Annotated in this window: 1 protein-coding gene; it reads right to left on the bottom strand. The window is 32.9% G+C overall.

From position 1 onward, the window contains the following. Positions 1–2,526, bottom strand: a 2,526-nt coding sequence (locus BVC87_RS22895) for an AMP-binding protein (protein ID WP_075344717.1), incomplete at both ends; no start/stop codon positions are given.

Raw genomic sequence — 2,526 nt, 5'->3', positions numbered from 1 at the left:
AGGTTGTAGCCTCTGAAGGTCCGTATAAATCATAAACCGATTCTACTGAACTTTCTGCATAAATACGATCTACTAAACTCGGTAATAATGGCTCCCCTGCTAGGTTGACTGTTTTTACCGTTTCTGGTAATTTTCCAGAGTCTAAAACACCTAATAAAACACTTGGAACTGTATTTATTAATGATACTGAAATATCTGAATCTTCAACTAAGGATAATAAATTATCTACCAATTCAATTTTTGCTCCTGAAGCTAACGAAGTAAATAGTTCGAAAATCGATAAATCGAAGTTAATCGATGTACTGGCTAACATTCCTAACTCAAGTGATTCTTCAAAATTATCTAATGCCCAGTTTACTAAATTGAACATATTTCCATGTTCTATTAAAACGCCTTTTGGCTTTCCTGTACTTCCAGAGGTATAAATTACATAAGCTAAATCAGATTGAGCAATTTTAGTTTCTAATCCTGAAGTTGAATAACTCGCTATCGCATCCCAATCACTATCTAGCAATACAATGATTATGTCTTTCTTATGTTCTAAGATAGTTCGATTTTGAGCACTGCTTAACACCAAACCAGTAGCTGTATCTTCAATCATATAATCCACACGATCTTGCGGATAATTAGGATCAATTGGAACATAAGCACCTCCTGATTTTAAAACTCCTAAAATGCCAACCAACATTTCTAAGCTACGCTCAATACAAATACCTACAAAATCTCCAGATTTAATTCCCTTATCTTGTAAATAATGAGCTAATTGATTAGATTTTACATCTAATTCTTCATATGTTAATCCTACTCCTTGGTAAACTACTGCTAGAGCTTCTGGTTGCGCTTCAACTTGATCTTTAAAGTAATCTAAAACTGTTTGAGTGGTTCCATAATCTACCTCAATCCCATTAAATCTTTCTAATGTTTGTAATTCTTCCTCAGGTAAAATTGTTAGTCTTACAATAGCTGTATTTTCTGATTTTAAACCTTCTAACAACTGTTCTAAAGCTGTCTGCATATATGCAAGTACACGTTCAGCATCAATACTTGTGTCAATTTGAGCAGTTAATTTAAAATCATCTCCAAAATCATCTACATTTAAGGTAAATGGATAATTTGTTCGTTCATGATCACTTATAATTGTAAGTCCTAAATCAAATGGATTTTCTTCATTTGTTGCCGTTGAAGAATGACGGTAATTTAATATCGCACTAAATAATGGAACTTCATTAGAAACTTCACTCCAACCATGAATATCAGATAATGGTGTTTGTTCATATGGCAATAACGCCCCTAATTTTTGCTTAACTTCTTTAACATATTCTAATACATTCCCTTCTAAGGATATATAGAATGGTAATGTATTGATAAAAAGTCCTAACGAATCAACCGCCGCAGATGCACCTTGCAAGCGTCCTGAAAATAATGATCCAAATAATGCATAATCACTATTACTACAAGTACTAATCACCAATCCGTAAGCAGCATGAAATACAACTGCAGGACTCATTCCTAAAGTAATGCTTACCTCTCGAATTTCCTTACTCAATTGTTTTGGTAGTATGCTCTGTAACTCTCGGATATCACTTCCTGTTCCTTGAATGTCTGACAAATTAAATGGATAACTTGGTTCTTCCACCCCATTTAATAGTTCTTTAAAATAAGACTCGCTATCATTAACTGATTTCTGATGTAAAGTATGTCCTATAAAATCTCTATATAAAGTAGGTTTAGGTAAACTTGACGCTTCTCCAGATAAGTATGCGTACACCTCAGAAACAACCATTTCTAATCCGACATGATCAAACACCAAATGGTGTTGATTACTAATCAAATAATAACTATCTGTTCTTGGATCATCTGCTGATTTTAATTCAAATAATGGTGCTTTAGAAACATCCATCCATTGATTCCCAGGAGCTGTTAACAATTGTAGATCAGCTAAATCTAGATCTAATTCTTCTACTTCTAATACAACTTCTCTAAGTACTACTTGTACTGGTTGAGGTAAACCTTCACTTAATATACATGTTCGTAATACATCATGGCGATTTACAACAAACTGTAGGGCCTTTATAAATAATGTTCGTTTTTCTTTACTTGAGAATGAGTATAAACTCGGTAATACATAAGGATCTCCTTGTTCTTTATCACTCATTAAATAATGGAAATACATTCCTTCTTGTAATGGTGATAATGGATACATATCCTGAATATTAGAAACGCCTCCCGATATTTTTGAAACTACAGTGTCTATTTGCTCTTGATCAAAACTTAATAAAGGAATCATTTCTGGAGTAATACGATCTGTATCTACTGTAATTCCATTAGCTGGAACTTGATAAACTGTACTCGTAGATGATAATTTCTCACTAATTCCAGCAACCGTAGGATCAGAGAAAATATCCTTAATTCCTATATGAAAATCTATTTTTTGTAAACGGGAAATTAATTGTACAATTAGTAAACTATGTCCTCCTAATTCAAAGAAATCATCGTAAATACCTACTTTTTCAATATTCAATACAT

This window comes from Tenacibaculum agarivorans, assembly GCF_001936575.1.
Classification (GTDB): Bacteria; Bacteroidota; Bacteroidia; order Flavobacteriales; family Flavobacteriaceae; genus Polaribacter; species Polaribacter agarivorans.
This window is presented reverse-complemented; position numbering and strand designations above follow the sequence as displayed.